This window comes from Candidatus Accumulibacter necessarius (genome assembly GCF_036625085.1).
In genome coordinates, this window is the sequence record NZ_JAZKUM010000004.1 from 436,115 (window position 1) to 461,254 (window position 25,140).

Below are 25,140 nucleotides of genomic sequence, written 5' to 3' on the forward strand. Positions count from 1 at the left end.
CTGAAACACCAGCGAAGATTCCCGAGCAAGCTGCTCGGGAATCTTCGATCGTAGCACGACGCAAATCGCTCGTGAGGGTTTCGGCAGCGCCGGGAGCAGTTCCAGGACGTTTCATGACAAACGCTTTATCACGGAAGCGCGGGGGGCGACAGAACGGCGTACACCTTAACGCGAAGGATATCGATTCGATGCGACGCAGGTATCGATGGCGGTTCAGCGTCTCAACCCGTTCCCGCAGCCCAGCGTGCTCGAAAATGTCACCGAGGGTCCGGCCTTCGTTCCTCAGGTCCGCTACAGAGAATGAACACAGGCGTCTTCAACAGATTGGCCTGGCGCAGAAGGCGGACGCTTACCCGGAACAGCTTTCCGGCGGACAGCGGCAATCCGGAACCATCGCCCAGGCACTGGCGATGAAGCCTCGCGCGATTCTGTTCGACGAGCTTCCACGATGTCGGGTACCAACAAGGCCGACCTGACGAAACGACTGACGAAGGAAGACCCGATGCTTGCCGTCTTGGCGATCTCGTTCAGACAGCCGTGGGTACCGTTCTCTCGGCGCGTGACGCCTCAACGATCCGATGATCTTGGTCACGGTGAATTTGTTCTAAAGCTAACCAATTGAATTATCGTAATTATTTGATTGCCCGCAAATCCAGCGTGGACATCAAGCAGGTTTCTCAACCTCCTGATCAAATGGACAAACCCGGCATCCGGGTTGCGCCGGGGCGATTGCAGATAGTTTGGGCAAATTTGCACTGTGATGTCGGTCACGCTGGCGGACTTTTTGGGCTACCATGTGGTGAGGTGGCGTTTTGCTCTCGGTTCGCGACACGTCAGCCATGGGTTTGTCGGGTGATGACTTGAAACGGAGACTTGCGATGCTAGGTAGATTGGCTGCGTTGTCCACAATCGCTCTCGTCGCATTTGTCGGTGTGGCTAGGGCGGCGCCATCGGGAACGCCTGCCGAAGCGAAAGCCATGCTCGAAAGGGTGGTGCTTGCAGTCAAGGCCGACAAGTCGAGAGCCTTGGTGATGTTTACCAAGGGTGAAGGGGGCTTCAAGGACCGTGACCTCTATCCCTACTGCGGGGGTCCGGACGGGAACTTCACCGCTCATCCGACACTGCTCGGGCGGAGTTTCAAGGATCTCAGGGACAAGTACGGCAAGCCCCTGGGCGCCGAGATATACGCCGCGGCACAGGAGGGATCGATCTCGGAGGTTTCCTATATGTGGCCGCGCCCGGGAGAGACTAACCCCGTAACCAAGGTTGCCTTCGTTACCAGGATTGGCGACCAGGTGTGTGCGGTTGGATACTACAAGGAGTGATCCAAGCGCAAGGCACTGCTGCCGCTTTGCCGAGCGGGTGTCAGCGGGGCACCGCTGGTCCGTGACAGCGCGCGGCGAAACCTGCGGCATGCGTGAAGGCCATGGCAAGAGCTTCCAGCGATCGACCGGCAGTTCGTGCGCGCCATCCTGCATCACCTGGCGGAGACTGTGCCGCAACTCCCTGGCGAAATTCTCGTCGCACACGACGATGCTGGCCTCCGGGGCAAGCAGCAGGCTGACCACGCCACGCTTGACCGCATCGTGCAGGGCGCGGCGAAAGCGGCGTCCAGGCAGGAAACAGGCGATATCCGGCCGGTAGATCATGGCGTGGACACCGGCTGCCACCAGTTCCGGCTGCAGGCGAACAGCAAACTCACGGGCACCGAAACCGTCAACGAGAATGCGCACCGTGACGCCACGCCGGGCGGCGCTGGCCATGGCTGCGGCGACGGCACGACCCGTCGCGTCATCCTCGAAGATGTAGCTTTCGAGATGGACTTAATGCCGGGCTTCGTTGATCGCCTTGATCAGTGCCGGGTGCACGCCGAACCGGTCTGTGGAACTGAATGAGCGTATGTAATCTACAGACTGTGGTTGCGCCCATTGTTGAACCGCTGGTAAGGTTGAGCTGTCCGGTTGCGCGGTCCAGTAGCGAGAAAAAAGTTGGAATAACTCCCTCAACGCCAGGCACAACAAGCCGTTTGGACTGTGTCCTGTGTTCGAGGTTGTCGAACGGCGACGGAACCAATGGGCATTCTTGACATCGACGACAGGTTGGGTCGCACCAGACGCGACGCGGACGCACAGTAAGCAACCCCGGATTTACCCCTCACACGGAGAAAGATGATGCAAGGAAGCAGTGGTAACTACCTTTTGGCGGCAATGGCCGCCATCGTTTTATTCGCCTCAGGTGGAGCCTTCGGGCAGGCGCCTGCGCAAGCGCCGGCGAAGCCTCAGTTCAAGTTTTCGACCCCCATCGCTCCGGGCGTCGCCGTGCCGGACAAGATCGAAAGCTCCATCGGCACCCTGAATCTGACCTACGGCTATCCCAAGGCCGACACCGTCGAGAAGATCTATGACAACCTCGATCGATCGCGCGCCCTGCAGGCTTACCTCATGGCAATCCCGATCGTGAATCAGGCTGGCATGCGCGACTCGCTCAACAAATTCGGGCCGGCCAACCAGACTGATGTCATTTGGGAAGACCTAGTCGATCCCCGGACGGTGGAACTCACAGCGAACGACAACACCATCTACAACTTCATCTGGCTCGACACGAAGAAAGGTCCGCTGGTCGTAGAGATTCCGCCCGAGGTTCTGGGCGCCGTGAACGATTTCTGGTATCGCTGGGTCGCCGATGTGGGCATCACCGGCGAGGACCGGGGCAAAGGTGGCAAGTACCTCTTTCTTCCGCCCGGGTACAAGGGTGAGATCCCCGCAGGCTATGTGGTCGTTCGGCCGAGCACGTTTGGCAACTGGCTTTTCTTCCGTGCCTTCCTCGTCGATGGCTCGACGAAGCCCGGCGTCGAGTCGGTCAAGAAACACCTGAAGATCTATCAACTCTCGGAGGCCGCGAATCCTCCGGCGATCAAGTTCGCCAATGCCTCCGGCGTTCCCGCAAACTTTGTCGCACCCGGCGACTACGCATTCTGGGAGCTTTTGAACAAGGTTATTCAGGAAGAGCCCTCGGAAGGTAGCGACCCGACGACGCTCGGTCTCTTTGCCTCCATCGGCATTGTCAAAGGCCAGCCTTTCGCGCCCGACCAACGGATGAAGAAGATCCTCACGGATGCGGCAAACATCGGCGCCGTAACGGCGCGTACCATCGCCTTCAAGGTGCGCTCGAAAGATGCCTACTTCTTCCCGGACAGCGCCTGGCGCCTGCCGTTCTTTGGCGGCTACAAGTTCGAGAGCGCGCCCGGCGTGACAAACATGGACGGCTACATCTTCTACTACTACTTTGCCACCGGCGTTACCCCGGCCATGGAAATGAAGATGGTCGGCAAGGGATCGCAGTATCCATGGGCCGTTCAGGACGCGAAAGGCAACCCGTTCTACGGCGGAAAGACCTACAAGATGCGCCTGCCGCCCAACGTGCCGGTGAAGGATTTCTGGTCGGTCATCGTCTATGACAACCAGACGCGCTCGATGGTCCAGACGGATCAGAAGTCCCCGAGTGTGAGCAGCCAGAACAAAGCACTCAAGACGAATGCAGACGGTTCGGTGGATGTCCACTTCGGCCCGCGCCCGCCGAAGGGGCTTGAGAGCAACTGGGTTCAGACGATTCCCGGCAAGGGGTGGTTCATGATCCTGCGACTCTACGGGCCGCTCGAGCCGTGGTTCGACAAGACCTGGAAGCCGGGAGAGATCGAGCTTCAGCCGTAACTCGCGAGGGGCGCGCAAGCGTGGCAGCGCTCAATGCGCTGCCCAACGCCCCGGTTCAGCGGATGGGTCTGGCGCCCTGCTGCTGAACCGGGGCGTTCAACGGCTGCTTTCTACAAGCGCCTGAGCGTCCGCAACGGAACGACAGCAGCCGAGCGTGTCTAGCCTGCACCGGCGCCCTGCCCGAACGGGCGATCACGGTCAGCGCAGTCAGCAGCGGCCATCTGGATATCGCGGCAGGCAACCTGATCGGCGGAGTGGCGATGCAGACACTGGTGCTCGTCATCGCCGACCGCTTCATGTGCGGTTCGCGCCCCCTATCGGCGGCATCGGCTTCGCTCGTTCCAGCCCTCGAGGGGACGCTCGTCATCTGCGTGGTCGGGATTACCGTCATGAGCGGCCTGCTTCCCGCCACCGCCGCGGTCGGTCCGCTCGGCGTCGGGAGCATCGCGATCTTCGTGTTCTGGCTGGTCGGCATGCGGGCCCTTGGTCGCTGCCGCGACCGGAAGGACATGCACCTCGCCGTGCCCGCCGACACCAGCGCACAGCCCGCATTATCCGCTGCGGACAGCCCCGAGAAGGGCGACGGCCTGCACAATGCCAGCACCGCCAGGAACGTGACGATCTTTCTCGCCGCGTCGGTGGTCACGCTGGTCGCCGGCGTCGTGCTCGAGCAGAGCGGCGACCGCCTTGCCGACCTGATGGGCATCAACGGCGTCTTGTTCGGCGCGACGGTCCTGGCACTGGCGTCGGCCCTGCCGGAGATCAGTACCGCCATCACCGGCGTGAAGATGAAGGCCTACACGCTAGTCTTCGGCGACATCTTCGGCGGCAACGCCTTCCAGCTCATCCTGTTCGTGCTCGCCGACCTGCTCGCGGGGCAACCGGTCCTGACGCACGAGGGGCGCGCCAACGCATGGATCGGCATGATCGGGCTGGTGATGACCGCGGTGTACGTGGCCGGCATCCTGCTGCGCAAACCGCGGCGCTACTGGGGGCTAGGCGCGGATTCCTGGGCGGCGCTGCTGATCTACATCCTGGGAACCTGGGGGTTCATGCTGGTATCGGCTAGGCTCGCCGGCTCCGCAGCGTCACCTCCGCCGCGATCACGCCGGGATACTGCGCCTCCTAGAACAGCGAGAAGCCGGACAAATCGGCGTGCGCCAGTGCAATGCGCGGGTGGCGGAAACCGGCAAGCTTTTCGCGGGGACCGTACCAGCGGATGCCCGGCACCGGACGGCGCAGGGACGGGCATCAGCCGTGGCGGCTGTCGCAGGAGAGTTCGAGCCGGGTGATCAGCGCTGTAGTCCCGCTTCACTGCCTTCGTCACGCGGGAGAAGCGGATCGGCGCCCCCGGATGCGATAATCAGCCCCTGCCCTCCGACCCGCTTGCTCACCATGCTTCGGCTGACCCTGTCCAACCGCTTCGAATTCCTGCTCGAAAGCCTGCTCGAACGTCTGGCCGCGGAAGCCTGTTCGCCGTTGACGGCGCAACAGGTGATCATTCCGAGCACTGCCTTGCGCCGCCGCGTCGAACTCGCCTGCGCCGATCGCCAGGGAATCTGCGCCAACATCGACTTCTCCTACCTCGCGCAGTGGCTATGGAAGCAGATCGGCCAACTGGTGGACATCCAGGACCAATCGCCCTTCTCGCCGGGGCTGCTGGTGTGGCGAGTGTTCGAGCGACTGGGCGATCGCAGCTTCACCGACGATCATCCGCGGCTGGCGGGCTACCTGTGCGACGCCGACCCGGTGATGCGCCTCGAACTGGCACAGCGATGCGCGACCTTGATCGAACACTACATCACCTACCGCCCGCAGTGGCTGGCGGCCTGGTCGGACGGCAAGCGCGCCGGCATTCCTGGGCTCGATGGCGGACGCGCCGAAGACGAGGTCTGGCAGTCGGCGCTCTGGCGGCGCATCACGGCCGAACTTGGCACGCGGCGCCAGCACCCGGCCGTCGCGTTTTTCCAGCGGATCGAACAACTCGGTGCCGATGCGCCGGCGCAGGCCGGCCTGCCCGCCAATGCCAGCGTCTTCTGCCTGACCAGCCTGCCGCCGCTCTACCTCGACATCCTGCGTCAGTTGTCGCGCTGGATTGACATCCGCGTCTATACCCTCAACCCATGCCGCGAGTACTGGTTCGACGTCGTCGACCAGAAGCGCCTGAGCTACCTGGTGGCACGCAAGCAGGACGGTCATCACGAGGTTGGCAACGCTCTCCTCGCCGCCTGGGGGAAACAGACGCAGGCGCATATCGATCTCCTGTTCGCCGACGAAGGCAGCATCACCGAGGAAGACAGCGTCTTCCTGCCGGCCAGCGGCGAGCACCTGCTGGCGCGGGTACAGAACGCGATCCTCGACCTCGGGGAACTCGCACCCGGCGGCATCGAACTGGCGAGCGACGATCGCAGCATCGAAGTGCATGTCTGCCATTCGCTGACACGTGAGCTGGAGGTGCTGCACGACCAGTTGCTGGCGCAGTTCGCCGCCGGCGACCCGCCGACGCCCTCGCAGATCGTCGTGCTGCTGCCCGACCTGCCCGCTGCGGCGCCGCTGATCAACGCGGTGTTCGGCACGGCACCGGCGCCGCGCCGGATTCCGTACACCATCACCGGCCTGCCGCAGACCCGCGTCAATCCGATCGCCCGCGTCCTGGATAGCCTGCTCTCGCTGTGCGGCAGCCGCTTCGCGGCCAGCGTCGTCTTCGACCTGCTGCAACAGCCGCCGGTGGCAGCGAGGTTCGGTATGGAAGCCGATGACCTGGACCGCATCCACGACTGGATTCGCGATGCCGGCATCCGCTGGGGCCTCGACGCGAGCAGCCGCAGCCGCCTCGATCTGCCGGCCACCGACCGGCACAGCTTTGCCGATGGGCTGCACCGGCTGTTCCTCGCCTACGCCCTTGGCGATGACGCGGCTGCGCGCAATACCGTTGTCGCCGCACGGATCGCCGCCGCCAATCCCGAAGGCGACGATGCGGCAACGCTCGGCCGCTGGTGGCGTTTCCTGCACGCGCTCGCAGCCCTGCGCGACGACTGGTCGCAAGCGCGCGACGCCAGCGCCTGGCAGCACTCGTTGAGCGAGGCGCTGGGCCGCTTCACGCGCGCCGACAACGACCTCGTCGACGATCTGCGCAGCATGCAGGCGACGATCAACGAACTGCACGCCAACATGCTGCGCGGCGGCGCCCGCTCGCCACTGCCGCTGGCGGTGGTGCACAGCGCGCTGCGCACGCTGCTCGACGATCCGGGGCGTGGCGGCGTTCCCGGCGGCGTACTCACCTTCTCTTCGCTGGCCAGCCTGCGCGCCCTGCCCTACCGCGTCGTCTGCCTGCTCGGCATGACTGATGGTGCGTTCCCGAGCGCCAACCGGCCAGCCGAGTTCGACCTGATGGCACTGCGGCCGCAGCCGGGCGATCGGCAGCGGCGCCTGGACGAGCGCAACCTGTTCCTCGACCTCGTCCTCGCTGCCCGGCAGCGCCTCTATCTGAGCTATAGCGGCCGCAGCATCCGCGACAACAGCGTTGTGCCACCGTCGGTCCTCCTCGCTGAACTGATCGACTACGTCGCCGCTGCTTGCGCAAGAAACCCGGCCGACCCCGCGAGCGTCGACGCCGTTCGCCGACGGCTGACCGTCGAACACCCGCTGCAGGCTTTCTCCACCGAGTATTTCGTCAGCGGCGGCGATCATCGCCGGCGCAGCTTCAACGCCGAGTACTGCGAGGCGCTCCGCCAGGGACTCGGCGGCAGCGCCGTGCTCGCCGCTGCACCAGAGTGCGCGGACGACGAGGACGGCGATGAGCTTGATGCACCGAAGAGCGAAGCCACCCTCCCCTTCTTTCCCGGCAGGCTTGAACCGCCATCGCTGGAATGGCGACAGGTCAGCCTCGAACAGTTACTGGGGTTCTTCGGCAACCCCTGCCGGACGCTGCTCGTCAAGCGGCTCAACGTGGCGCTGGCGGTTGCCGAAGAGGAGTTGGCGGACGAGGAACCGTTTCTTCCCGACTATCCGGGCCTGCAGGCACTCGCCCGGCGTCTGCTGCCGGCCGTGCTGGCCGGCCGTGAAGACGACCAGGTGCTGGCACTGGCACTGGCCGGCAGCGAGTTTCCACCCGGGCCGCTTGGCGAGCGACTGATCACTGGGGAAGTTGCGCGCATGCGCCGCTTCGCGACGGGACTCGCGCCGCAACTCGCGGCAGCACCGTTGCCGGCGGTGCACGCGCATTTCGACTTTCCGCTCGAGGGTGAGAGGTGGCAGCTCGCCGGAGCGCTCGGCGACCTGCGCCCGGCAGGACTGGTGCGCTATCGCTACGACGAGGTGCGCCCGACCGACTACCTGGCCGGCTGGATCAGCCATCTGTTCCTCTGTGCCGCGGCGCCGACGGATGTCAGTCTGCAGACCACCTGGCACTCGCGCGACGGCAGCTACCGCCTGCGGCCCTGCGATGAGAGCACCGCCCGCGCCCACCTCGGCGAGCTGATCGGCCTTTATCGCCAAGGTCTGTCGACGCCGCTGCATTTCTTCCCGAAGAGCGCGTGGGCCTACATCAGCGGCGGCATGGCGGCCGCACGCCGGTGCTGGACACACAACCGCAACGCGGACTGGGGAGAGAGCGCTGATCCCGCCTACCGCCTGGCGCTCAGAGGGGTCGCCGAGCCACTTGACTGGAACTTCGAGCAGTGCACGCAGACCGTCTTCGCCCCGCTGCTCGACTATCTCGAGGATTCCCGCCGATGAGCCTGGCCTCTGCGCCGGACGCTGCCGGTACGATCGACCTCGACGTCTTCACCTGCCCACTCGACGGACTACGCCTGATCGAGGCGTCGGCGGGCACCGGCAAGACCTGGAACCTCTGCGGACTCTACCTGCGCCTGCTGCTCGAGAGGGGTCTCGACGCGCCACAGATCCTGGTGGTCACCTTCACCAACGCGGCCACCGCCGAGCTGCGCGAGCGCATCCGTAGCCGCCTGGTCGATGTCCTTGCGTATCTGCAGCGCGGCGCGAGCACTGCCGACCCCTTCGTCGCCCGTCTGGTCGCCGCCGTCGAGAACAACGCCGGCGTCGACCAGCCGCAGATGCGCTTGCGCCTCGAAGCGGCGCTGCATACCTTCGACGAAGCCGCCGTGTTCACGATTCACGGCTTCTGCCAGCGTGCGCTGTCGGACACTCCGTTTGCTGCCGGTTTGCCGTTCAGCCTCGAACTGCTGCGCGACGACCAGCCGCTGCGCCTCGAGGCAGTCAGCGACTTCTGGCGACGCCACGTCGCCAGCGGCGCGATGCCGGCGGCTCTGGCCGACCACCTGGCGCAACGCGGGGATTCGCCCGCAAGCTGGGCCGGTCTGCTCGGCCGTCAGATGGCCAGGTCCCGCGCGCGCGTCATCTGGCCGGACGAACTGGCGAGCGAAACGGCGATCGACACGCCTGGCCTAGCCGCTGCCTTCGAGCGCGCCGGCCAGCTATGGGGGAGCGATGGCACCGGACCGACCGACGTACTGCTCGCCGGGCTCGCCGCGCTCAACGCTGGTTCGTACAGGGAGGACAGCGTCCGCGCCGGGGCCCGCGCCTGGACCGTGTGGTTCACCGGCGGCGACCTGTGCCGCGCTGCCGTTCCGGAAGCCAGCAAGGCGCGTCTCTTCACGGCGGACATGATCGCCGCCCGGACGAAGAAGAACCAGACGCCTCCCGCGCATCCCTTCTTCGCCGCCGCCGACGATCTGCTGGCGCGGCACGCGTCGGTGACGCAGGCACTGCACCTCGCCCGCCTGCACCTGCTGCGCTGGATGCTCGGCGAGTCCGCCGCCGCGCTGCGCCAGCAGAAGCGCCGGCTGCGCGTGCAAACCTTCGACGACATGCTCCTGAACGTCGATGCAGCGCTCACTTCCGGCGATTTCCCGTGGCTCGCCGAATCCTTGCGCAGCCGCTATCCGGTGGCACTGATCGACGAGTTCCAGGACACGGATCCCCTGCAGTACGCGATCTTCAGCCGTATCTACGCCGCCGGCGATGCGCAGGCAGCGGGCCCACTGTTCCTCGTTGGTGATCCCAAGCAGGCGATCTACAGCTTTCGCAATGCTGACCTGCACACCTACCTGACCGCCCGCCGGCAGGCCGGCGCACCGTACACGCTGCGCCACAACCAGCGCTCGACGCCTGGGCTGATCGCCGCCAGCAACGCACTCTTCGCGGCCAATCCCGCCAGCTTCATTCTCGCCGGCCTGAACTACGAACCGGTGACCGTCGGCGACAAACCGCGTCCGCCGTTGACCGACCTAAGCGGGAAAGCGCCAGCGGCGCTGCACGTCTGGCGACTGCCCGCTCCCGGCGGCCAGTATCTGTTGCGCGCCGAAGCGAAGCGGCAGGTGCTGCACGCCACCGCCGGCGAAGTGGCGCGCCTGCTGCGCGCGGCGCAGGCCGGCCGGATCACGCTCGGGGAACGCGCCCTGGCGCCTGGCGACATCGCCATCCTGGTCAGGAGCCATGCCCAGGGGCGCCTGCTCAGGGACGCGCTGCTGCAGCTTGGTATCGGCAGCGTCGAGCTCTCGCAGCAAAGCATCTTCCACACTGCCGACGCCGAGGATCTGGAGAGGGTGCTACTGGCGATCCTCGAACCGGCGCGCCCCTCGCTCCTCTACAGCGCGCTGGCGACCGAACTGATGGGTGTCGATGCCGCCGCCGTCGCTGCGCTGGCTGCCGACGAGATGGGGCTTCTGCAAACCATGGCGCGCTTCAGCGGCTATCGGGAGACCTGGCTTCGCCGCGGCTTCGGCGTCATGCTGCGCGCCTGGATGGCGAGCGAAGCGGTCGCCCTGCGTCTGCTCGCGCGCAACGACGGCGAACGGCGGCTGACCAACCTGCTGCACCTCGGCGAACTGCTGCAACAGACCAGTGCCGACCAGCCGGCACCGGACGCGCTGCTGCGCTGGCTCGCCAGCCAGCGCAGCAACCTGGGGGCCGACGAGGTCGCCCAGTTGCGCCTCGAATCCGACCGCAACCTGGTGCAGATCGTCACCATCCACAAATCGAAAGGCCTCGAATACGGCATCGTCTTCTGCCCCTTCCTCTGGGATGGACACCAGTCGAGCTTTGCCGAGTTCGAGGGCAAGGAGTACCACGACGATGACGGGCTGCCGGTAATCGACTTCCGGTCCGACCTGGATCCGGTCGAAGCGGACGCGATCACGAGACGGCGACGCGAGGAGAAGGACGCCGAGTTCATGCGCCTGCTCTACGTCGCGCTGACGCGAGCGGCGTACCGCTGCTACCTGGTTGCCGGCTGCTACGCGACCCTGTCCTTCGGTCGGCCATCGATGGCCCAGGGCAATCGCAGCCTGCTCAACTGGCTGGTCGCCGGCAAGGACATGCGCTATGCGGACTGGCTGACGCACCAGCGACCGCCGGAGGAAATCGAAGAAGCCTGGCAGACGTTGGCAAGGACGGCGGCGACGTCGTTGTCGCTGCGCGACCTCCCGAGCGAGACGCCGACACCACTCGCCGGCGTCGGCCTGTCGCCAGCGAGCCTGACCGCGCTGACCGCACCCGCGAACATCGCCGGCGGCTGGCGAATCGGCAGTTTCAGCAGCCTGCAGCATGGCGCCGAGAGCGAAGCTTCGGCCAGCGACCACGACGGTCGCTCGCTCACCGGCCTGCCCGCCGTCGGCGTCGGCGCCGCCGCGCCGGCGGAAGTCGCGCCGGACGACATCCTCTACTTCCCGCGCGGACCGGCCGCCGGCGATTGCGTGCATGCGCTCTTCGAGCGCATCGACTTCACCGATCCGGGCCGCTGGCCAGAGATCATCGACGAGGTGCTGGCCAGCCATCCCCTCTCGCTACCGGGACTGCCGGATGGCGAATCCGGCCGCCGCCTGGCACACATGCTGCGCCGACTGCTCGACGACGTCCTTGCGACCCGGCTGCCCGGCGACATCGTCCTGTCCTCGGTGGCGCGCCGGCAACGTCTGGTCGAACTGGGCTTCAACCTGCCCGCCGCAGGGCTCACCGCACCGGCACTCAACGGCTGGCTGACAGCACACGGCTACAACCAGCCGAGACTTGGCTTTGCCCCGCTCGACGGTTACCTCAAGGGCTTCATTGATCTGGTGTTCTGCCAGGCAGATCGCTTCCATGTCCTCGACTGGAAGTCGAACCATCTCGGCTTCACCCCCGCTGACTACGGCCAGCAGCGACTGTCGGCGGCGATGGCGGCACACGGCTACCACCTGCAGCACCTGATCTATAGCGTCGCGCTGCACCGCTACCTGCGGCATCGGATCACCGACTACGATTACGAAAGTCATTTCGGCGGCGTCCACTACCTGTTTGTGCGTGGTGTCCGCCCGGGCTGGCACGAGGTGACCCCGGCAGGTGAGCGACTCGCCTGCGGCGTCTACCACCATCGCCCACAAAAAGGGACCATCGACTCTCTCGACGCTCTGCTGTGGGGTGCTTCGCTGGTGACCAGCGCATGAGTTCCCGCACCCCGCATTCGTCGGAACCGCCTGCCCGCAACGATCTCGCAGAGGGTTTCGCTAGCCACCTGCGGCAATGGGCCGAACAGGCGGGTGCGCCACCCGAGGCCCTGGCCGTACTCGCCGCGGCCGGCCGTCAAGTCAGTCTGGCAACGCAGGCCGGGCATGTCTGTGCACCACTGGAGGATCTCGTCGAGTTCTTCCCCGATCATTCGGCTGACCAGCTGTCGCAGTGCCTGCTGGCCAGCCAGATGGTCGTCGCGGCGGGCAAGACGCCAACCTTGCCGTCCGTCCTGCCACTGGTCCTTGACCGCGACGGACGTCTCTACCTGCACCGCTACTTTGCTTACGAGCGCCGCCTGGCGGCGAGCCTTCGGCAGCGCGCTGTGCGTCGCGGATCGCCACCGAGCGACGAGCTGCGCCATCGACTCGACCGGATGTTCTTCGACAATCGACAGCGGCTCGGCAATCAGCCGGACTGGCAGAAACTGGCCGCCGCCCTCGCCTGGCGGGGCAGGCTGACGATCATCAGCGGCGGCCCGGGCACCGGCAAGACGACCACCGTCGTCGCCTTGCTGGCCTGTCTGCTGGCCGAGAATCCCAAGTTGCGAGTCGCCCTGGCGGCACCGACAGGCAAAGCGGCTGTGCGCATGCTGGATGCACTGCGCCAACGCGCTGGCGACCTGCCACCCGAACTGCAGGCGCTGCTGCCGCGCGAGGCGCATACGCTGCATCGCCTGCTCGGCGTCACGCCGGAACCTGGCCGCTTCCGGCACCACGCCAGCAACCCGTTGCCGATCGATGCGCTGTTCGTCGATGAAGCGTCGATGCTCGACCTCGCACTCGCCTGCCACCTGTGTGAAGCCGTGCCACCCGACGCCCGCCTGGTCCTCCTCGGCGACAAGGACCAGCTCTCGGCAGTCGAGGCCGGCGCGGTGTTTTCCGAGATCTCAGCCGACCCGACGCTGACAGCAGCGTGTATTGCCGAACTCGCCGCGCTCACCGCGACGCCGGCGGCGCGCATCCAGCCACCGCCAGCGATCACTCCGACCCCGCTCGCCGACTGCGTCGTCTGGTTCTCGGAAAGCCACCGTTTCGCCAGCACCTCCGGCATTGGCCGTCTGGCTGCCGACATCAATGCTGGCCGCGGCACCGAGGCCTGCGACTGGCTGGCCAGCACCACGGATCTGTCGGTCGGCTGGCTACCCGACGGCAGCGCCGACCTCGAAGCCGCGACACGGCAGGCGATTCGCGACGGCTATCAGCCCTATCGAGAAGCCCTCACGCACGCGCACGCCGACCCGGCGACGCGCCGCCGCCAGGTGTTTGCCGCCTTTGATCGCTTTCGCGTCCTGTGCGCGCAGCGCGAGACGGCGCGTGGCGTCCATGCCATCAACGCGCTCGTCAGCCGGCACCTGCAGCAATCGGTCGGCGACACCCACGCCACCGTCACCGGTTCGCCGTGGTATCTCGGACGCCCGGTTATGGTGCTCAGGAATGACTACGTTCTGAAGTTGTTCAACGGCGACATCGGCCTCTGCCTGCCGGACGATGCCGGTGAGCTGATGGTCTGGTTCCCCGGGCAGGACGCCGGTTTCCGGCCGGTCGCGCCGATCCGTCTACCGGAACACGACACCGCCTTTGCCATGACCGTACACAAGGCGCAGGGCTCCGAATTTGAGTCGGTACTCTTGCTGCTTCCCGAGCAGACCAACCGGGTGGTGACGCGCGAGCTGCTCTACACCGGCGTCACGCGGGCGTCAAAGCGAGTCTGCCTGGTCGCTGGCCAGGAGGTTCTGGTCAATGCCTGCGTCAACCGAACCCGCCGCCATTCCGGCCTGATCGCCCGGCTGGGTGAGACCGGACCGTAATCGGACCCGCGCAAGCGTGCTGTCCATTCACTGCGCCATCACTCTGCCCGGGTTCCCGATTCCTGCGACGCCACAGGCTGTTCCGTCAGTCAAGGTTGAAATGCATTGGTCGGCGCTGCGGGTGGCATAATGGGCCCGGGCATACTGAGGAAAAGCCGATGGACGCTGGATCGCTGGCCAACCTGGACTGGGGCGCTGTCGCACTGGTCGCCATCATCGGTGGCGGCTTGGTGTGGGGCCTTTTTTTCTTTCTGCGGCAAAACCGCGAGGACCTGGACAGCCTGCAGGAGACGCTGGCGTCTGATCGTGACGACGAGGAAGCCCGATGAACTCGTGACCAGGAGTCGGCGGCAGACCCGCGGCGCGAGGCGATTGCCTCATTACGCGGGAAAGCCGTGGTCAATGCCGCCGGAGAAACAGGTTGAAGTCAGCCAAAGGTAGCGGCCGGCTGAAGAGGTAGCCCTGGTAGGTGTAGCAGCCCTGTGCCGCCAGAACGTTGCGTTGTTCTACACTTTCCACACCCTCGGCGATGACCGACAGGCCGAGGCTGCTGGCCAGGGCGACGATCGTGCGTGCAATTGCCTCGTCATTGGGGTCCGTCAGCAGGTCCCTGACGAACGACTGGTCGATCTTCAACTGATCGAGCGGGAGCCGCTTAAGATATGACAGCGACGAGTAGCCGGTGCCAAAATCGTCGAGCGAGAAGCCGACGCCCCGCTCTTTCAGAGCGGTCATCTTGGCGATAATCTCCTGGTTTTTGTCGAGCAACATGCTCTCAGTCAGTTCAAGCTTGAGGTTGTGCGGGTTGGTACCGGTGTTGCCAAGGACCCCCAGCACCTGTTCGACGAAGTTGGGCTGCAGGAGCTGGCGGGCACTGACATTGACGGAAACCGTGAAGTCCTCTCGGCCGGCCTCGGCCGCCCAGACGGCCGCCTGCGCACTGGCGGTTTCCAGCACCCACAGGCCCAGAGGAAGGATGAGCCCGGTTTCCTCGGCGAGAGGAATGAATTCGGCGGGCGAGACGAAGCCACGCTGCCGATGTTGCCAGCGGAGTAGGGCCTCGGCACCGACGATGCGGCCAGCGCTGTCGACCTGCGGTTGGTAGCACAGGAAGAACTCCTGTTTTTGCAGCGCCTCGCGCAGATCCCGCTCGAGAGCAACCCTCGCGGTGACCACGGCCTGCATCTGCGGATCGAAGAAACGGAAGGTATTGCGACCGGTCGCCTTGGCCTCGTACATGGCCAGATCGGCCCGCTTCATCAGTTCCTCGATATCCTCCTGCTGGCCACCGAACAGGGTGATGCCGACGCTCGGCGTATTGTGGTACTCGGACCCGGCCAGATCATAGGGGCGATTGAGAACACCGAGAATCTTCTCACCGACGATCCGGCTCTGCTTGGCGGCCTCCTGCGATTGCGTGCCGAGATCCTCAAGCATGACCACGAACTCGTCACCGCCGAGACGGGCGACGGTATCCCGGTCCCGGACGCAGCCCGACAAGCGCTTGGCCACCTGTTGCAGGAGCAGATCACCCATGGCATGACCGAGCGTATCGTTGAGCGTCTTGAAATTGTCGAGATCGATGAACAGCAGTGCACCCTGCCGGTCACGACGGGCGCTGGCGGCCATGGCCACCCGCAGGCGGTCATGCAGCAGGCGGCGATTCGGCAGCCCGGTCAGGGGGTCGTAAAAGGCCAGATGCCGGATCTCTTCCTGAGCCGCCTTGCGCAGGGTGATGTCCATCAGCGTCGATACGTAGTGGGTGACACAGCCCTCGCTGTCCCTGACGGCGGAGATCGTCAGCCACTCCGGGAAGACTTCGTCGTTCTTGCGCCGGTTCCAGATCTCGCCTTGCCAGGTCCCTGTGCGCGCAAGACTCTCATGCATCGCCTGATAGAAAGCAGCGTCGTGGCGACCCGAGCTGAGCAGCTTCGGCGTGCGTCCGACGCATTCCTCGGCGCTGTAGCCGGTGATCTCGGTGAATGCCTGGTTGACGCGCAGAATGACCCCCTTGGCGTCGGTAATGAACATGCCCTGCTGCGACTCGAACGTAGTCGCCGCAATGCGCTCCCACTGTTCCGCCTGCTTGCGGTCGCTGATGTCGTGCGATACGACGACGATGCGGACCGCCTGACCCTGCTTGTCCTTGATCACCTTTCCCGCCGAGGACATGTAGCGGACGCTGCCATCCTGCCGAACGAGGCGATACTCGATGTCCTGGCCAACACCGGTTTCGGCCGTCTCTCTGAATACCCGCTGCACCCGTTCGCGGTCATCGGGGTGCACATCGCCAAACGAATCGGTGCCGCGCAGATCCCTCGTATCGCCAAAGAACTGCCGATACGAGGGGCTGTTGTATACCCGCCGTCCTTCCAGGTCGAGAACCGCGATGTGCTCGCCAATACTCTCGGAAATCAGCCGAAAGAACTCCCGCTGTTCGCGCAAGGTGGCTTCCAGTTCCTTTCTCTCGGTGATGTCCTGGGTGGTACCGACGCTGCGCAAAGGCCTGCCGCCCTTGTCGAACTCGACCTCCGCTCTCTGCGCAATCCAGCGAACCGTGTTGCCGATCACGATCCGCAATTCCTTGTCGAACGGCTCGCCCTTGAGTGCCGCCTCACCGCCTTGCTGCAAGGCGCTGCGATCTTCCGGATGAACCAGCGCCATGAACATGGCCATGCTGCCCGTGGTGCCCTCGGGAAGACCGAAGATCCGACAGCTCTCCGCTGACAGCTCTATCTTGCCGGTCGCCAGGTCGAGCACCCCACTGCCGACATGAGCAACCGCCTGCGCTCGATTCAGATCGGCTTCACGCGCCTGTAGATCGGCGGTGCGCTGGGCGAGGTTGGCGCTCAAGCGCTCGACCTCATCGATCCTGCTGCGATACGAGCGAATGAGATGGGTGATCAGCAGCATGGCGACCACAATCCCGGCCGTCTGGACCACGGCGTACATCACAATGGGAGTTGGCGGGTGTGGCAGAAAGCCCCACCAGTCGGCGACCAGGAAACCGAAAATTGCCGCCACCGTCAGCAGGCCGAGAAGCACAGCGGTCGCCGTCCCAAGCAGCCAGCCCCCGGTCAGTATCAGCAAGGGATAGACAATCACCAGCAGCCCGCGCAGACCCCCGAAGAAGGTCGAAATGCCGACCACCGTGAGCCACGTTCCCCAGACCAGGACAGCGAGCGACGCGCGTACCCGGCCCGTCGACATCAGCCCCAGTGCGCTTATGGCCACCAGCATCAGTACCGCCGGACCGGCGGCTCGCCATGGCTGTTCCGGTATGGTCAGCAGGATGGTCAGCAGGGTCCCCGCCGCAGCGACGACGATCGACCAGCCGGTATATCTCAGAAAGGCGAGCGAGGGTGCCCAGAACATTGGCTGATCGTCACGACCCCTCGCAACCGGCGAGTTCTCCGCACTTGCCGGCGGTTCCCGTGTCGTTGCTGTCTGATCCGCCATCAAGCCAGCCCCCCCGCCGTTTCGGTGATCTGCCGGAAGAATCGGTAACAGTTGCGCCCTGTCTTCTTGGCCAGGTACATCGCCGTGTCGGCGTTCTTCAACAACTGGTTCACGTCCTCGCCGTGCTGCGGATAAACAGCGATGCCGATGCTGGCCGAGATACCGATGACATGGGGCCCGATGCAAAACGGCCGCTCGATCGCGGCGAGGATCTTTCCGGCCACCAGCACGGCGTCGCTTGCCTTGTCGATCTGTGCCAGGAGAATAACGAACTCGTCGCCCCCGAGGCGCGAAACGGTGTCCGCGTCGCGCGGCACGCAAGCCTGCAGACGGAGCGCGACTTCCTTGAGCAAAAGATCACCGATATCATGACCCAGCGTATCGTTGACTGGCTTGAATTGGTCAAGATCGAGAAACATCAGCGCCAGCGTGCTGCGGTCCCGACGCGCCTGCGCCAAAGACTGGAACAAACGGTCGCTCAACAGCACGCGATTCGGCAAATCGGTCAACTGGTCGTGGTGGGCAAGGTGCTGCACCCGTTCTTCGGTCGCCTTGCGGGCCGAGATGTCCTGCTTGATGGCAACAAAATGCTGAATGCTGCCATTGCTGTTGGTGACCGGTGAAATGGTCAGCGCCTCGTCGTAAAGACTGCCATCCCGCCGTCGGTTGATGAGTTCGCCGCTCCATATCCGGCCATCGAGAATGGTTTCCCACATGCGCCGGTAAAACTCGGCGTCCTGCTTGCCAGAGTTGAGCACCTCGTTGGCCTTGCGACCGACGGCTTCGGCCAGCGCAATTCCGGTCATTTTCGTAAATGCCGGATTGGCCCATTCGATCGTTGCGTTGACGTCGGTGATCATGATTCCGTTGGCCGCGGAATTGAGCGCCGCCTCGAATAGACGCAAACGCGATTCGAGCCTCTGACGGACCAGCGCATGCCGGATGGCCCGACCCAGTGCATCGTGCTCAAACTGCCCCTTGACCAGATAGTCCTGCGCGCCCGCCTGCAAGGCAGCCTCGGCAAGCTGATGATCGTCCTGGCCGGTGAGCACGATGATCGGCACATCGGGCACCACGCCGCGCATCACCTGCACCGTGGCGAGTCCGGCCGAATCAGGCAGAGACAGGTCAAGCAGCACGACATCTGGCCGGTTGGCGACCGCCAGCGCCACCCCCTCGACCAGGGTCGCCGTCCAGACCACCGGATCCCGATCGCCGACGCGCCGCAGACCGGCACGGCTGACGTAAGCCCGGATCAGTCCGAGATCGCCGGGATCGTCTTCAACCACCAGGATTGATATCTGCTGCTGGAGCGACCTGTTCATGTGCAACTCTCCATCTCGCCCTATCGCTTCATGCTTTACCGACTATTGCTATTGTGACGCAAGCGCACCCGCTTTGAACCAGTGCTCTACAGTGAAGCGATTGCCATGGATCGGCAGTTCCCCCTGGCGCGTATCGCCGGCTGCTGCCTGGACGATCAGGACGAACAGGGATTGGCCGAACCGATTCATATCTGTTCTTCCTCAATGCTGTTCCGGCAAACGCTCAGGGCAAGCCCAGTAGGCAGTCAACTGACGTATCTCTTCGGTGAACTCAGTCACATCAGGCGACTTGGCGAGGTAGCCAGCGGCACCGAGACGGTAGGCAGCGACCACGTCGCGCTCGACTTCCGACGTACTCAGTACCACCACCGGGATATCGCAAAGCGCACCATCCGCCTTGACAGCCGCGAGGAACTCCCTGCCATCCATGCGCGGCATGTTGAGATCAAGCAGGATCAGGTCCGGACGCCTCGCATGCGCGAAGCGATGACCTTGCTGGCGCAGATACTCAAGCGCCTCGCGGCCGTCGGCGACATGCTCCAGGTCGGCCTCGACACGGCCTTCAATCAGCGCCAGCCGCAGCAGGTGGGCATCGGCCGGCTCGTCCTCGGCCAGCAGGATCAGGAAGTGGGACGATGGGGGCTTCATTTCTCTCGGTTCACTGCTCATTGAGACTGGTTGGAACGATCATGAGCGACGGCTTGCTGGCGGCTGATGTCCGGCCGGCAATTCCAGCACCAATCGGCAGCCTCCGCCAGGGGTTTCTTCGAGCCAGGCATGGCCACCGGTACTTTCGGCAATGCGGCGGAGAATCGCCAGTCCGACGCCGGTCCCTTCACCACCCGACGACAAACGCTCAAAAACCCGGAACACTCGTGCACGGTACGCTTCCTCGACGCCGGGACCGTTGTCGCTGATCTGATAGCGAACCGACGCACCGGATTGCTCGCCACTGATGTCGATCCGCAACGCCTGATCGCCGCGGCCATGCCGCAGCGCGTTCTCGATCGCAACTCGAAAGATGTCCTTCAGACGTGGCGCGTCGATCACGGCGTCCGGCAGGGGGCCGACGTTGACCCTGGCGCCCGCCCGGGCGATGGGCTCGGCAAGCTGGGTCAGCAGGTCGGCAAGAGTCTGCTCGACAGAGCAACACTCAACCTTGCCGCGCGGCTGGTCCGCTGCCAGATAAAGTTCCACGTCCCGCAGCAACTCCTGCAAACGACCTGCCTGCTGGCCAAGGAAATCAAGCGACACCTGCACTTCCTCATCGTCAATGCGGCCAGCCAGTTGCGACCGCAAGCGGCCCGCGTAGCTGGCAACGCGGCGCGCCGGCTCCTGCAAGTGGTGCGCGGTCACTTCGGCCAAGCGCTGCAGATCAGCCGTACGCTGCGCAACGCGCAACTCGAGGGTCCGTTCATGGGCCTTTGCCGCGGCGACCAGTTTCGCCTGCCAAGCCGCCTGCCAGGCCAACAGCAGGCAGAAGAACAAGCCCAAGGCCGACTTCCACAGCAGCCCCGAGGTGTCGCTCCAGCCCTCGACTGGCGCCACGCGCAGGGTCCAGGTGGCGTTCTGTATCGACAGCACTTCTTCAACCGGGTCCACCAGTGACCGCGATGACGAGGCGCTGATCACCTCCTTCTCGCGGCTGTCCGGATGCAGGCGGATTAGTTCATAGGCGTAACCACGCTCCTCCAATTCAGCCAGCTGGGCCGAAGCCAGCACATCCGGAAAGGCGACCAGCCCACGATCGGCGCTGAGGTGAATGGCGTAAGCACGCTCGGCGGCCACGGCGGTGGCCAGGCTGCGAGCTTCGCGCACGCCATACTGTTCCTGACGCCAGATCAACCCGGCTGTCAATGCCGCAGCCAGCACAAAAACCACGACGGCCAGGGATACCGGCCGCCAGATTAGGCGGCCACCGGCCGTCGTCGGCCCACCCGGGCGCTCGAGTGACGGCAGATCACTGGGCGCCGGCATCAGCATTCCCGCGGCAGAGGCAGTGATACGCAGAAGCGGCTGCCCTGACCCTCGCCTGCCGACTCGGCCCAGATTCGCCCGCCATGATGCTCGGCAATCTTGCGACAGAGTGCCAGACCCACGCCGCTGCCCTCAAAGCGGGCGCGGCTTTGCAGGCGCTGGAACACCTGAAACAGGCGACCAAGCTGACCCGGGTCGAGACCCACCCCGTTGTCCGCAACGGCCAGGCACCAGTCGCCACCCGCCACCTGACTGGAAACGGTGATCATCGGTGTCCGCCCGGCAACGCGAAACTTGGCCGCGTTGCCGATCAGGTTCTGCAACAGGCGCAGCATCTCGTCCGGGCGAACGAAGACGCGTGGCCACTTGCCGCGGATACTGATGATCGCCTGCGCCTCGGCAATCGACGGCTGCAGGAACAGCAGCGCCTCATCGAGTATCGCCCGACTTTCGAGCCACGCCGGCGGTTCACCGAGGCGACCAACCCGAGAGTACTCGAGCAGTGCAACCAGCATTCGGTCCAGACGCTTGGCGCCGTCGATGGCAAAATTGAAATATTCGCGCTGCTCGGTGGCCAATTGGTTCCCAAGGCTGATGCCGAGCAATTGGAGATAGCTGGAGATCATTCTCAAGGGTTGCCGGAGATCATGTGAAATGGCGTAACTGAACTGCTCCAGCTCGCCATTCGACCGCCTAAGCTCCTCCTCTACTTGCCTGCGCTCGGTGATGTCCTGCGTTGTACCCAGGCTGCGCAGCGGCCTGCCGTCGGCGCCCGAAGTCAGGTCGGCGCGGTGGCGGACGTAGCGAATGGCCTTGCCAACCATGATCCGGTGCTCGTGTTCGAAGGAGCCACCCCGCTCGAGAAACGATTGCCATGCCTGCTCGACCGCCTCGCGATCGTCGGCAAAGACGCGCGCCAAGTACGCCTGGTAACTGCCGATGGTCCCTTCCGGCACACCAAAAATACGGCAGGTTTCCGCCGACAGATGCATCCGGTCGCTCGCCAGTTCGTAGTTCCAGCTCCCGACGTGGGCAACCGACTGAGCCCGGATGAAGTTGGCCTCGCTTTCGCGGAGCGCCTGCAAGGCCTCATCCAGTTCCGTCACCTTCTGCTCAAGATGCCGTTGCAGGGTCTCCTGTTCGCGCATCAGCCGATAGCTACGAATCGCCGAACAGACCTGAACGAAGATCTGGTTGGCACTCAGTTCCGACTTGAGCCGGTAGCCATCGATCGCGTAGTCGGAGATCACTTCCCGCTGCGGTGCGTAGCCCGGCTGGCCAGTAATCAGGACGATCTGTACGCTGCGGTTACCCAGTTCATCCCGGATGTAGTGCACGAGATCAAGGCCCGCCTGATCGGATTCCATCACCACGTCGAGCAGGATCAAGGCAATGTCAGGGTTGGCAGCAAGCACCGCCCTCGCCTCTGTGGCAGATAAAGCATCCAACAGCAGCAGTCCACCCCCTTCGATGACCACATCCTGCAAGGCCAGGCGAAGAACGGTGTGGACGTCGGTCTCGTCGTCCACCAGCAGTACCTTCCACAGGATGCTGGCAGGCGAAGGCGCGACTTCAACCGTGTCCGGGGAAAACAAGACCGAAAGCAGATCGCTGTCTTCGATCCTGCTACTGCTCATCGTGAACCTCCATATGGAAATACGTCCCCTGCTGGGGAGACTGCCATTCTCCTCGCCAGGAGAAGTTGGCCCCTTCGTTCGGCAAGTTAGCGCAAGCCCTCCAATGCTTCGTGTTGACAGTTACGGCACCAATGCGGCTTGACTTGAGGGTCGGCAAGGGGTCCACGCTCATCGGGCCCTGGGTTACGGAGCAACTCCTCGGTCTACCCTGGCCAAGCTCAGGCCAGACAGCACAGGCCACCCTGTCCCTGGCCCCTCGGGACAGCCGTATAGCGCCGGCACTGCCAAACCCCGCGCAATCAGCTCTGCTCCACCGGTGGTGCGACCTTGAACACCTCTGCCAGAGTCGTGATGCCCGCCGCAACTTTCATCGCTCCCGAGATCCGCAAGGGTTTCATGCCTTCCCGAAAAGCCATATCGCGAATCCGGGCGATGTCCCTGTTTTCGCTGATTGCCAACTTGACGTCCGGCGACAGCATCAGAATCTCGTACAGTCCGACGCGCCCGAGGTAGCCTGTCATGCGACAATCGAGGCAACCTACCGGACGGTAGAAGCGAGACGGGCGGTTCGATTTCCAGGGCGCCACCAGTTGATCCCACATGGTCTCCTCGACCGGGCTGGCCGGCTGCGCCTGCTTGCAGTGCGGGCAGAGAATGCGCACCAAGCGCTGCGCCATCACGCCGAGCATCGTCGCACTGAGCAGATACGGGGGAACACCGAGATCAAGCATGCGCGTGATCGCCGAAGGCGCATCGTTGGTATGTAGTGTCGACAGCACGAGGTGACCGGTCAGGGCTGCCTGAATGGCCACCTCGGCGGTTTCCAGGTCACGAATTTCACCAATCATGATGATGTCCGGATCCTGCCGCATCAGCGCGCGCACCCCTTGCGCGAAACCAAGATCGATGACGTTCTGGACCTGCATCTGGTTGAACGCCGGCTCGACCATCTCGATTGGATCCTCGATCGTGCACACGTTGACTGCGGGTGTCGCGAGCTGTTTCAGCGTCGAATAGAGCGTCGTGGTCTTTCCTGAACCGGTGGGGCCGGTGACCAGGATGATGCCGTTGGGTCTTTCCGACATCGTCTTCCAGCGTGCCTGGTCGTCGTCGCTGAAGCCGAGGTCGGAGAAACCACGGACCAGCACTTCCGGGTCGAAAATCCGCATCACCAGCTTCTCGCCGAAAGCGGTGGGAAGCGTTGACAGACGCAGTTCAGCTTCCTGACCGTCGGCCGTTCGCGTCTTGATCCGCCCATCCTGCGGGCGGCGCTTCTCGACCACGTCCATGCGGCCGAGTATTTTGACACGGCTGACCATCGCTGCCAGAACACTCATGGGAATCTGGTAGACCTGATGCAGGACACCGTCAATCCGGAAACGAACGATCCCGACATCCCGCCGGGGTTCGATATGAATGTCGCTGGCACGCTGCTCGAAAGCGTACTGCCAGAGCCAGTCGACAATATTGACAATGTGCTGGTCATTGGCGTCGAACTGGCGGTTGGCCCGGCCGAGTTCAACCAGTTGCTCGAAAGACGACAGGTTGCCGGTCGGGCCACGCAATTGTGCGGCTTTCTTGACCGAACGCGCCAGATTGTAGAACTCAACCAGATAGCGCGCCACGTCGACCGGATTGGCAATCACCCGCCGAATTTCTTTCTTGATGATCGCCTTGATCTCCCTTTCCCAGTCGCGCAGGTAGGGCTCAGTGGTCGCCACCACGAGTTCGCGCGCCGCGACCTCAATCGGCAGGATGCCAAACCGTGTGGCGTAGGCACTCGACATCACTTCGGTGATGGCAGTGAAGTCGACCTTCAGGGGATCGATGTGGTGATACTCGAGTCCCACCCTGCCACCCAGCCACTCGCCGAGATCGTCGAGGGTCAATGGTCGATGAGGCTCCTGCTGCGACTTCCATTTCTGGTCGGCGATGAGCACCAACGGATGCGCCGTCAGGCGCTTGAGACGACTCTCCTTGAGCAGGAGATCGGCGTCGGTCACCGCCACCAGGCCATCGGCAACCAGCCAGTCGAGGACTTCCGCGAGTGTCAGACGATGTTCATGGACGGCGTTGACCGCGGCTTGGGGCATATGCAGTCTTCCAGGGGGATCTGCGGTCACTATACCGGAGACTGCCCAACCTGCTCAATGCCGATTGCCAGACCGGACACAGCGCGTCGATCAGTCAGGAGCCATTTCCCCGAGCCCGGCCGCGCGCCAGAATTCGACCTTGCGTTCGAAGGCCAGCGTGTAGGCGGGGCTGGTCGACGGCAGGACGATCGTCTGGTAGCCTGCCTTCTGGAACCAGACGGCAAACTTGCCGGCAGTCCGGCCGTTGAAGCAGATGCGCTGCAACTGCGGAGCTTCCTCGCGCAAGCGCAGGAAATCATTGACCTCGGCTGACTGGATCGCTGCGTCGAGCGCGCCCTGCCGGCGACACTGGCGATAGGCATCCCAGATACCGATGTGGTGCTTGAGCAAGCTGCGCTGCTTGTCAGCATAGTCGAGAACGGGCAGCGGTTCGCAGAGGAGTACCCCAAGCAGGCGCCAGAACTGGTTCTGCCGGTGCGCGTAGTAGTGCTCCGCAGCAAGTGAGGCCGGCGAAGGAAAGCTGCCCAGAATCAGGATCCTGACGCCGACATCGAGGATCGGCGGCAGACCGTGCAGTAGCGCCGGCCCGCCGCCGACAGTCAT

General features: G+C 64.2%; 17 protein-coding genes. 9 read left to right on the forward strand and 8 right to left on the reverse strand.

Going from position 1 to position 25,140, the window contains the following annotated elements; translation table 11 throughout:
* Positions 1 to 188 precede the first annotated feature (188 nt).
* From V5B44_RS13250 to V5B44_RS13290, 9 genes are all read left to right on the forward strand, one after another.
* Positions 189 to 476, forward strand: coding sequence for an ATP-binding cassette domain-containing protein (locus V5B44_RS13250; RefSeq protein WP_434735446.1), 288 nt, complete (start codon positions 189 to 191; stop codon positions 474 to 476).
* Between the two features lie 402 nt (positions 477 to 878).
* Positions 879 to 1,325, forward strand: coding sequence for a cache domain-containing protein (locus V5B44_RS13255; RefSeq protein WP_332359482.1), 447 nt, complete (start codon positions 879 to 881; stop codon positions 1,323 to 1,325).
* A gap of 135 nt (positions 1,326 to 1,460) precedes the next feature.
* A complete protein-coding gene (locus tag V5B44_RS13260; protein ID WP_332359483.1) occupies positions 1,461 to 1,895 on the forward strand; it encodes a hypothetical protein in 435 nt (144 codons plus the stop codon).
* Between the two features lie 273 nt (positions 1,896 to 2,168).
* Positions 2,169 to 3,710: a DUF1254 domain-containing protein gene (locus V5B44_RS13265; RefSeq protein ID WP_332359484.1), complete on the forward strand. Its 1,542-nt coding sequence runs from the start codon at positions 2,169 to 2,171 to the stop codon at positions 3,708 to 3,710.
* Positions 3,711 to 3,970: 260 nt separating this feature from the next.
* Positions 3,971 to 5,002 (forward strand): sodium:calcium antiporter, encoded by a 1,032-nt coding sequence (locus V5B44_RS13270; RefSeq protein WP_332359485.1) that lies wholly within the window; start codon positions 3,971 to 3,973, stop codon positions 5,000 to 5,002.
* Positions 5,003 to 5,105: 103 nt separating this feature from the next.
* A complete protein-coding gene (recC, locus tag V5B44_RS13275) occupies positions 5,106 to 8,447 on the forward strand; it encodes an exodeoxyribonuclease V subunit gamma (RefSeq protein ID WP_332359616.1) in 3,342 nt (1,113 codons plus the stop codon).
* Positions 8,444 to 12,175 (forward strand): exodeoxyribonuclease V subunit beta, encoded by a 3,732-nt coding sequence (gene recB, locus V5B44_RS13280; RefSeq protein ID WP_332359486.1) that lies wholly within the window; start codon positions 8,444 to 8,446, stop codon positions 12,173 to 12,175. Before recC ends, recB begins: the two co-directional genes overlap by 4 nt.
* Positions 12,172 to 14,046 carry an exodeoxyribonuclease V subunit alpha gene (gene recD / locus V5B44_RS13285; protein WP_332359487.1) on the forward strand — a complete coding sequence of 625 codons (1,875 nt, stop codon included), beginning with the start codon at positions 12,172 to 12,174 and terminating at the stop codon, positions 14,044 to 14,046. Before recB ends, recD begins: the two co-directional genes overlap by 4 nt.
* Positions 14,047 to 14,204: 158 nt before the next feature.
* Positions 14,205 to 14,375 carry a hypothetical protein gene (locus V5B44_RS13290; protein ID WP_332359488.1) on the forward strand — a complete coding sequence of 57 codons (171 nt, stop codon included), beginning with the start codon at positions 14,205 to 14,207 and terminating at the stop codon, positions 14,373 to 14,375.
* Positions 14,376 to 14,445: 70 nt separating this feature from the next.
* Here the strand turns inward: V5B44_RS13290 and V5B44_RS13295 are convergent, their stop codons facing one another.
* The 8 genes from V5B44_RS13295 to V5B44_RS13330 all read right to left on the reverse strand — a co-directional run bounded on the left by V5B44_RS13295 (position 14,446) and on the right by V5B44_RS13330 (position 25,140).
* The gene (locus V5B44_RS13295) at positions 14,446 to 17,421 is read right to left on the reverse strand and encodes an EAL domain-containing protein (protein ID WP_332359489.1); all 2,976 of its coding nucleotides are present in this window, start codon (positions 17,419 to 17,421) and stop codon (positions 14,446 to 14,448) included.
* An 83-nt stretch (positions 17,422 to 17,504) separates the two neighbouring features.
* Positions 17,505 to 18,830, reverse strand: coding sequence for a diguanylate cyclase domain-containing protein (locus V5B44_RS13300; protein WP_332359490.1), 1,326 nt, complete (start codon positions 18,828 to 18,830; stop codon positions 17,505 to 17,507).
* Between the two features lie 48 nt (positions 18,831 to 18,878).
* On the reverse strand, positions 18,879 to 19,019 hold the full coding sequence (locus tag V5B44_RS13305; RefSeq protein ID WP_332359491.1) for a hypothetical protein: 141 nt from the start codon (positions 19,017 to 19,019) through the stop codon (positions 18,879 to 18,881).
* Positions 19,020 to 19,031: 12 nt separating this feature from the next.
* The gene (locus V5B44_RS13310; RefSeq protein ID WP_332359492.1) at positions 19,032 to 19,478 is read right to left on the reverse strand and encodes a response regulator; all 447 of its coding nucleotides are present in this window, start codon (positions 19,476 to 19,478) and stop codon (positions 19,032 to 19,034) included.
* 39 nt (positions 19,479 to 19,517) lie between these two features.
* Complete coding sequence (locus tag V5B44_RS13315) at positions 19,518 to 20,807, reverse strand: sensor histidine kinase (RefSeq protein ID WP_332359493.1); 1,290 nt, start codon at positions 20,805 to 20,807, stop codon at positions 19,518 to 19,520.
* Entirely contained in the window at positions 20,807 to 22,444 is a 1,638-nt protein-coding gene (locus V5B44_RS13320) for a sensor histidine kinase (protein WP_332359494.1), read from the reverse strand. Before V5B44_RS13320 ends, V5B44_RS13315 begins: the two co-directional genes overlap by 1 nt.
* A gap of 299 nt (positions 22,445 to 22,743) precedes the next feature.
* Complete coding sequence (locus V5B44_RS13325; protein ID WP_332359495.1) at positions 22,744 to 24,537, reverse strand: GspE/PulE family protein; 1,794 nt, start codon at positions 24,535 to 24,537, stop codon at positions 22,744 to 22,746.
* 90 nt (positions 24,538 to 24,627) lie between these two features.
* Positions 24,628 to 25,140 carry a DNA-deoxyinosine glycosylase gene (locus tag V5B44_RS13330; protein WP_332359496.1) on the reverse strand — a complete coding sequence of 171 codons (513 nt, stop codon included), beginning with the start codon at positions 25,138 to 25,140 and terminating at the stop codon, positions 24,628 to 24,630.

Excerpts from the sequence above, each read along its gene's own strand:
- V5B44_RS13315 (WP_332359493.1), bottom strand. The coding sequence starts at position 20,807 with ATGCCGGCGCCCAGTGATCTGCCGTCACTCGAGCGCCCGGGTGGGCCG.
- V5B44_RS13305 (WP_332359491.1), bottom strand. The coding sequence starts at position 19,019 with ATGAATCGGTTCGGCCAATCCCTGTTCGTCCTGATCGTCCAGGCAGCA.
- recB (WP_332359486.1), top strand. The coding sequence starts at position 8,444 with ATGAGCCTGGCCTCTGCGCCGGACGCTGCCGGTACGATCGACCTCGAC.
- V5B44_RS13295 (WP_332359489.1), bottom strand. The coding sequence starts at position 17,421 with ATGTTCTGGGCACCCTCGCTCGCCTTTCTGAGATATACCGGCTGGTCG.
- V5B44_RS13255 (WP_332359482.1), top strand. The coding sequence starts at position 879 with ATGCTAGGTAGATTGGCTGCGTTGTCCACAATCGCTCTCGTCGCATTT.
- recC (WP_332359616.1), top strand. The coding sequence starts at position 5,106 with ATGCTTCGGCTGACCCTGTCCAACCGCTTCGAATTCCTGCTCGAAAGC.
- recD (WP_332359487.1), top strand. The coding sequence starts at position 12,172 with ATGAGTTCCCGCACCCCGCATTCGTCGGAACCGCCTGCCCGCAACGAT.
- V5B44_RS13320 (WP_332359494.1), bottom strand. The coding sequence starts at position 22,444 with ATGAGCAGTAGCAGGATCGAAGACAGCGATCTGCTTTCGGTCTTGTTT.
- V5B44_RS13330 (WP_332359496.1), bottom strand. The coding sequence starts at position 25,140 with ATGACTGTCGGCGGCGGGCCGGCGCTACTGCACGGTCTGCCGCCGATC.
- V5B44_RS13270 (WP_332359485.1), top strand. The coding sequence starts at position 3,971 with ATGCAGACACTGGTGCTCGTCATCGCCGACCGCTTCATGTGCGGTTCG.
- V5B44_RS13325 (WP_332359495.1), bottom strand. The coding sequence starts at position 24,537 with ATGCCCCAAGCCGCGGTCAACGCCGTCCATGAACATCGTCTGACACTC.
- V5B44_RS13250 (WP_434735446.1), top strand. The coding sequence starts at position 189 with ATGCGACGCAGGTATCGATGGCGGTTCAGCGTCTCAACCCGTTCCCGC.
- V5B44_RS13290 (WP_332359488.1), top strand. The coding sequence starts at position 14,205 with ATGGACGCTGGATCGCTGGCCAACCTGGACTGGGGCGCTGTCGCACTG.
- V5B44_RS13265 (WP_332359484.1), top strand. The coding sequence starts at position 2,169 with ATGATGCAAGGAAGCAGTGGTAACTACCTTTTGGCGGCAATGGCCGCC.
- V5B44_RS13310 (WP_332359492.1), bottom strand. The coding sequence starts at position 19,478 with ATGAAGCCCCCATCGTCCCACTTCCTGATCCTGCTGGCCGAGGACGAG.
- V5B44_RS13300 (WP_332359490.1), bottom strand. The coding sequence starts at position 18,830 with ATGAACAGGTCGCTCCAGCAGCAGATATCAATCCTGGTGGTTGAAGAC.